An 8,425-nucleotide genomic window follows, 5' to 3' on the forward strand; every position below is an offset into this window, starting at 1 on the left:
GACTCGCCGCCGCGTCCAGGTCGCCGTACGACACCTCGACGCCCTCGCTGACCACCGCCACCGCGTCCGGAGCCGACGCGGCCCACCGCTCGAACGACTCCACCACCGATGCGTCCGATACCTCCGCCCCGGTGTCATTCCACTCCACCAGCAACCGATCCCGCTCACCCGAATCCAGAACCGGCACGCCACCGAGCGCCATGTCGGAGTCGGCGTCCAAAGCGTCCAGCACGTTCCGCGTCGTCGTCGCGAGCAGCCGTCCGACCACCGCCGCGTCGACCGGTGCCACCGCCTCCACGGTGAAGCTGACGGTGTCCGGCCCCAGGTCGTTGACCGCAACGGTCAGCGGATAGTTGGTCCGCTCCCGGACATGGACTCGCCGGATCCCGTCGATCGGCTGCTGTTCCCTCTCCGCGCTCGCGCCCTGGTCTGCGTGCCGGTAGTTGAAGAGGGCGGTGAACAGCGGGGTGTTGCCCGCGATCCCGCTGGCCTGCTGCGCCACCGCCAGGGGTGCGTGCTCATGCTCCAGCAGCGCGGCCAACTGGTCCCGCATGGCCTCCACCGCGGCCCGTACCCCTACCGGACCGGTCTGTACGCGGACCGGGAGCGTGTTGATGAACGGGCCGAGCACCCGGTCGGCACCCTCACCGGCGTTCATCCGCCCGAACAGCACGGTTCCGAACACCACGTCGCCCCGGCCGGACAGCACCGCCAGCACCCGCGACCACACCACATGCAGCACCGTCGCCGAACTGACCTCCAGAGCCCGCGCCGACTCCCGCAGCCTCATCGCCAAGTCACCCGGCAGCGGAACCAGTTCGGTGACGACATCCGACCCGTCGCCGCGTACGTCCAGCACTCCGAAGGGTGCGGTCGGCTCGGTCACATCACCCAGCAGCCCGGCGAAGAACCGCTCATGGTCCGCGCGCGAGACCCGCCGCGTCTGCGCCACGAAGTTCCGGAACGGCAACGCCGGCGCCAACTCCTCCGCCCGACCCGTCAGCACCGCCCGCAACTCCCGCAGCAGCACATCCATGCCCAAGTGATCCTGCAACATGTGATGCATCCGCACCGCAGCCAGCCACCGGCCCCCGACCACCTCCGCCACATGCAGATCCATCAGCGGCGCACGCCCCAGATCCATCACCGACCCGACGGCATCCACCAGGCGCGCGGGCTCAGCCATCTCGGGACTGAGCGAGTGCTCGACAACGGGCAGCACAGCACGCCGCCACACCACCTGGACCGGCTCTCGCGGTCCCTCCCACACCACGGCCGTCCGGTAGATGTCATGGCGATCCACCACCTGCTGGAGCGCCCGCGCGAACTCGTCCAGTCGAGCGCGTGAGTCGAAGTCCATCACCCGCGCGGTGACATAGACGTCCGCGCCGTCACCGGCCATGAGGTGGTGGAAGAGCATGCCTTCCTGCAACGGTGCCAGCGGATACACATCGGCCACGTTCGCCGCGCCACCCTCGACCGAGGCCACCACCCGGTCGATCTCGGCCTGCGACAGCTCCACCAACGGCAGCATCTCCGGCGTGATCCGGTCCGCGTCCGGCGGAATCAGGTTCTCGGGCACCTCCGCCGACCCTGTCCCCGCGGCCCGCGCCAGCCCTGCCGGCGTCGGCGACTCGAACAACGCCCGCACCGACACCGACACACCGCGCCCGCGCAGCCGCTCCACCAGCGACACCGCCAGCAGCGAATGCCCACCGAGCTGGAAGAAGTTGTCCTCCACCCCGACCGTGTCCAGGCCAAGCACCTCGGCGAACACCGCGCAGAAGACCTCCTCCTGCACGGTGGCCGGAGCCCGACCCGTACCACTGGCGTACTCAGGCGCGGGCAGAGCCCGCCGGTCCAGCTTCCCGTTGGCGGTCAGCGGCAGCTCATCCAGGGCCACGAACGCCGCCGGCACCATGTACTCCGGCAACCGCGACCCCACCAGCTCCCGCAACCCGTCCACGTCCGGCTCGGTCGACACGACGTACGCCACCAAGGCACCCTCGCGAACCACCACAGCAGCCTGAGAGACATCGGCATCCGACAGCAGCACGGCCTCGATCTCACCCGGCTCGATTCGGAAGCCACGCACCTTGACCTGCTGATCCGCCCGCCCGGCGAAGACCAGTTGCCCGTCGGCCGTCCAACGCGCCAGGTCGCCGGTGCGGTACATCCGCTGACCCGTGCCGAACGGGGACGCAACGAACCGCTCACCCGTCAGCCCCGGACGGTTCACATACCCGCGCGCCAGCCCGGCACCGGCCACATACAGCTCACCGGCGACCCCGGTGGGAACCGGCTCAAGCCCGTCGTCCAGCACATACAACTGGGTGTTGGCGATCGGCCGACCGAACGGCACCGCCCCCTGACGGTCACCGTCCACCACCTCGGCCGCCACCATCACCGTCGCCTCGGTCGGCCCATACGTGTTCACCAACCGACGGCCGACCGACCACTCCCGCGCCGCAGCCTCACCGATCGCCTCAGCACCGACGAGCAGCGTCTCCACCTGAGCCAGATCGTCCGGCTCCAGAACCCCCAGCAACGACGGCACCACACTCGCGGAACGGACCCCGGCCAGATCCCGCAGCCGCCGGGGCTCTTCCCGCTGCTCATCACTCGCGATCCACAACGCCGAACCCGACGACAACGCCACCGCCACATCCAGCACCGACGCATCGAAACTGAACGACGCGAACTGCAAAACGCCCACACCAGGACCAGCACCCATCACCGGCCCGAACACCGACACCAGATTCGCCAGCGAAGCATGCGAGACCGCCACACCCTTCGGCGTCCCCGTCGAACCCGACGTATAGATCACATACGCCAAGTCCCCAGCCACACCGGGAGCCCCATCCGACTCCCCCGGCTGCTCCAGCTCCTCCGGACCGACGACCACCCCCACACCCGCATCCGCGAGCATGAACTCGACCCGCTCAGCAGGAAGCCCCGCGTCCACCGGCACATAAGCCGCCCCGGCCTTCCACACACCCAGAATCCCGACGACCATGCCCGCACCGCGCGGCAACCGCAGCCCCACCACCGACTCCGGCCCAACCCCCTGACCCCGCAGATAGTGCGCAAGCCGACTCGCCGCCGCGTCCAGGTCCCCGTACGACAGCTCCACACCCTCGCTGACCACCGCCACCGCGTCCGGAGCCGTGACAGCCCACCGCTCGAACAACTCCACCACCGAGGCGCCCGGCACCTCCGCCGCCGTGTCGTTCCACTGCTCCAGCACCAGCCCGCGTTCGGCCGCGTCCAGCACGTCCACCGTGCGCAGCCGGATGTCAGGCGTCGTGGTCACCGTGTCCAGTACGCGGGCGAACCATTCCGTCATCCGTTCGGCGGTGGTCATCTCGAAGAGATCCGCCGATGCGATCAGCGCGCCACGCAGCCCGGCCGGTCGGCCCTCGTCGTCGAAGGTCTCCGTCAGCGAGAGGTCGAGGTCGAAGCGCGCCGCCCTCGCTGTGGGGGTGTCCAGCGGTGAGCCGTCGGTGCGTACATGGGGCAGGTCCAGGACCGCGCGGTCGGTGTTCTGGACGGTGAGGGTGACCTGGAACAGTGGGTGCCGGGAGAGTGACCGCTCCGGGGCCAGTTCCTCCACGAGGCGTTCGAAGGGCACGTCCTGATGGGCCAGCGCCCCGAGACTCGCCTCCCGCACCCGGCCCAGCACCTCACGGAACTCCGGATCCCCGGACAGATCCGTCCGAATCACCAGCGTATTGACGAAGAAGCCGACCAGATCGTCCAGCGCCTCATCCGTACGGCCCGCCACCGCCGAACCGACCGGGATGTCCGTGCCGGCACCGAGCCGGGACAGGGTCACCGCGAGCGCGGCCTGCAGCACCATGAACGCCGTCACGCCCTCGGCCCGTGCCAGTTCCACCAGCCGTTCATGCACCCCCGCGGGCAGGTCCAGCGGGACGACATGGCCCCGGTGGGTGGCCATGGCCGGACGGGGGTGGTCAACGGGCAGGACGAGTTCCTCGGGGGCGCCGGCGAGGGTGCGGCGCCAGTACTCCACCTGGGCCGACAGCAGGCTCCCGGAGTCGGACTCCTCCCCCAGCAGCTCCCGCTGCCACAGTGCGTAGTCGGCATACTGCACCGGCAGCGGTGTGAACTGCGGTGTCTCACCGCGTGACCGGGCCTCGTACGCCGTGGAGAGGTCGCGGCCCAGGGGGCCTAGTGACCAGCCGTCTCCGGCGATGTGGTGCATCACCACGACCAGGACCTGGGTGTCGGCGTCGGTCTGGAAGAGCGATGCGCGGATGGGGAGTTCGGTGGAGAGGTCGAACGCGTACCGGGCGGCGGTGGTCGTGGCGTCGGCCAGTTCGCCGGAGGTCACCTGGGACACCTGGAGTTCCCAGTTCATGTCCTGCGGGTCGAGGATCTGCTGGAAGGGCTCGCCGTCCCGCAGGGTGAAGACGGTCCGCAGCGATTCGTGCCGTGCGATCACATCGCGCAGTGCCTCGGCCAGTGCGGGGACGTCGAGGTCTCCGGCCAGTCCGAGGACCGCGGGGATGTTGTAGCTCGGCCCGTGCAGTTGGGCCAGGAACCACAGGCGTCGCTGCGCGAACGACAAGGGCAGCCGCTCCGGGCGTTCGACGGCCGTCAGTGGGCCGCGGACCTGGCCGCCGCCCTCGCTGGTCAGGCGGGCGGCCAGGGAGGCCACGGTGGGCACTTCGAACAGGGTGCGGACCTCGATCTCGACGCCGAGTGCGGCGCGGATCCCGGACACCAACCGCACGGCCAGCAGCGAGTGGCCGCCCAGGTCGAAGAAGCTGTCGTCGACGCCGACCGAGCCGACCCCGAGGATCTGGGCGAACAGACCGCAAAGGATCTCTTCCTGTGCCGTGGACGGGCCTCGGCCGGCACCTGCGGCGCCCGCGTATTCGGGGGCCGGGAGTGCCTTGCGGTCGAGTTTGCCGTTCGCCGTCAGCGGCAGCGCCGGGAGGGTTGTCATGGCGGCCGGGACCATGTGGTCGGGCAGGCGCTGTGCGAGGGATTCCCGCAGTCCTTCGAGGTCGATCTGTGTGTCGGAGGGGACGAGGTATGCCACCAGTCGCCGGTCTCCGGGTGTGTCCTCCCGGGCGACGACGGCGGCCTGGGTCACCTCCGCGTGCGCGGTGAGGGCGGCCTCGATCTCGCCGGGCTCGATGCGGAAGCCTCTGATCTTGACCTGGTCGTCGGCGCGTCCGACGAACATCAGGCGTCCATCCGGCGTCCAGCGCGCGAGGTCCCCGGTGCGGTACATCCGCTGCCCCGCGTCGAACGGGGACGCCACGAACCGCTCACCCGTCAGCCCCGGACGCCCCACGTATCCGCGTGCCACCCCGGCGCCCGTCACATACAGCTCGCCCGGTACACCGGCCGGGACGGGCTCAAGGGTGTCGTCGAGGACGTAGAGACGGGCGTTGGCTACGGGTGTGCCGATCGACGGTTCGTCATCGGGTGTGAGCGGCTGTGACATCGACGCGCAGACGGTGGTCTCGGTCGGGCCGTAAGCGTTGATCAGCCGGCGGCCGGGTGCCCAGCGCCCTACGAGGGCCGGGTCCAGTGCCTCGCCGGCCGACACGAGGGTCCGTACGGAGGCCAGGTCGGCGGTCTCCAGTACGGCGAGCACGGCCGGCGGGAGTGTCACATGGGTGACCGAGTGGCGGGTGAGGAGATCGGCGAGGCCGCCGCCCGGGGCCAGTTCGTCGGCCGGGGCCACGACGAGCGCGGCACCGGAGCACAGGGCCATCAGTACTTCGGAGGTGGCGGCGTCGAATCCGATGGACGCGAACTGGAGGACTCGAGCGTCGGGTTCCACCGCGAACCGCTCGATCTGCGCGGTGGCCAGGTTGACCGCGCCGCGGTGCTCGACGGCGACACCCTTCGGTGTGCCGGTCGACCCCGAGGTGTAGATCACATAGGCCAGTGCGGCCGGCCCGATCGCGACCCGGGGCGGGGTGTCCGGGCAGCCGGCCAGCTGCGCCTCGACGTACGGGTCGTCGAGGGCGATCGGCAGGACGCCGCGCAGGGGCAGTTCGTCGAGCACGTCCTCGGTGCCGAGTACGACCGGGGTGCGGCTGTCGGCCAGCAGGAACGCGATGCGTTCGGCCGGGTACTGCACATCGACCGGCAGATAGGCCGCTCCGGCCTTGAGGACGCCCAGGATCGCGGTGATCAGCCGTGTTCCGCGGGGCAGGCAGATCCCGACCACCGACTCGGGGCCCACGCCTACGCCGCCCAGACAGTGCGCGAGACGGTTGGCCTCGGCGTCCAGTTCCCGGTACGTCAGCACGGTCTGGTCGCTGATCAGCGCGGTGGCCTCGGGAGTGACCGCCACTTGGCGCTCGAACGCCTCGACGACGGTGATGTCCGGCGCGGTCGTGGCGGTGTCGTTCCAGTCGGCGAGTACGCGTCGGCGTCCGGCCGGGTCGAGCAGGGCCACGGTGTGCAGCGGCACGTCGGGGCCGCCGCGCAGGGTGCCTGCGAGGGCGGCGAGCACGTTCTCCATCGCCGTGCACATCAGGCGGGCGACGCTCTCCGGGTCGATGGGGTCGACGGCGAGAACGGTGACGCTCATCTTGGCGGGGCCGTGGTCGTTGACGGCCGCGGCCAGGGGGTAGTTGGTCTTGTCGCGGGCGAAGACACTCTGGACGCCCTCGACGGTGTGCGTGTCGGCGGAGCCGGGCCCGTAGTCGTCGTGGCGGTAGTTGAGGAGCGTGGTGAACAGGGGGGTGTTGCCCACGATCCCGCTGGCCTGCTGCGCGAGCGCCAGCGGCGCGTGCTCGTGCTCCAGCAGCGCGGCGAGTTGGTCCCGCATGCCCTCGACGGCGGCCCGCACCCCGACTCCGCCGGTCCGTACCCGCACCGGCAGCGTGTTGATGAACGGTCCCATGACCCGGTCGGCGCCCTCGCCGGCGTTCATCCGCCCGAACAGCACCGTCCCGAACACCACGTCGTCCCGGGCTGCAAGGGTGCCGAGCACCCGGGCCCACACCACATGCGACACCGTCGCCGGGCTGACTCCCAGTTCCCGGGTGACCCGTCGCAGCTCCGCCGTGACCTGGTCGGGGAGTGGTACTTCCCGGGTCACGACATCACTGCCGTCGCCCTGGACGTCGAGCAGTCCGTACGGCGCGGTCGATTCGGTCACATCGCCCAGCAGCGCGGCGAAGAACCGCTCGTGCTCGGCCCTGGGGACCGCGCGGGTCTGCGCGACGAAGTTGCGGAACGGCAGTGCGGGCCTCATGTGGTCGGTCCGACCGGTCAGCACCGCCCGCAACTCGCGCAGCAGCATGTCCATGCCGGTGTGGTCCTGGACCATGTGATGCATCCGCACGGCGCCGAGCCATCGGCCTCCGGCCGCCTCGGCCACATGCACATCGAGCAGCGGGGCGCGGCGCAGCTCCATCACGGAACCGGCGAGGCCCAGCAGTGCCTGGGTCGGGTCCGGGTGCGTGCCGTCGACGGTGTGCTCCAGGACGGGCAGTTCCGCGTGCCGCCACACCACCTGGACGGGTTCCGGCAGCCCTTCCCAGACCACACCGGTCCGGTAGACGTCATGCCGGTCCACTACGTGTTGCAGGGCCCGCAGGAACTCGTCCAGCCTGTCACGGGTGTCGAACTCGACCACGCGCACGGTGAGATAGACGTCTTCGCCGCCGCCCGCCATGAGGTGGTGGAAGAGCATGCCTTCCTGCAAGGGCGCCAGTGGGTAGATGTCGGCGACGTTCGGCGCACCGCCCTCGACCGTGGCGACCACCGCGTCGGCCTCGGCCTGCGACAGCTCCACCAGCGGCAGCATCTCGGGCGTGATCCGCTCGGCCCCGGCCGGAATCAGATTCTCCGGCACCTCCACCGGCCCGGCCCCCACCGCACGCGCCAGCCCCGCAGGAGTCGGCGACTCGAACAACGCCCGCACCGACACCGACACACCCCGGGCACGCAACCGCTCCACCAGCGACACCGCCAGCAGCGAATGCCCACCGAGCCGGAAGAAGTCGTCCTCCACCCCGACCGACTCCACGCCCAGCACCTCCGCGAACGCCGCGCAGAGGATCTCCTCCCGCACAGTGGCCGGACCTCGCCCACTGCCCGCGGTCCGCTCCGGCTCCGGAAGCGCCCGCCGGTCCAGCTTCCCGTTGGCGGTCAGCGGCAACTCGTCGAGGGCCACGAAGGCGGCCGGCACCATGTACTCCGGCAACCGAGAGGCGACCAGGTCCCGCAGCACCTCCGTGTGCTGGTCCGCAGGCACGACGTAGGCCACCAAGGTGCCTTCGCGGACCACCACAGCGGCCTGGGTGACATCGGCATGTGTGAGCAGTACGGCCTCGATCTCGCCGGGTTCGATACGGAAGCCACGTACCTTGACCTGCTGGTCGGCTCGCCCTGCGAAGACCAGTTGCCCGTCCGACGTCCACCGCGC

The 8,425-nt window shown here is 70.5% G+C and carries 1 protein-coding gene; it reads right to left on the reverse strand.

Annotated elements, in window-relative coordinates; all coding sequences use genetic code 11:
* On the reverse strand, positions 1 to 8,425 hold an 8,425-nt coding region (locus ACZ562_RS38070; RefSeq protein ID WP_471189244.1), incomplete at both ends, for an amino acid adenylation domain-containing protein.

The sequence above is a fragment of the Streptomyces sp. NPDC040410 genome, assembly GCF_055595715.1.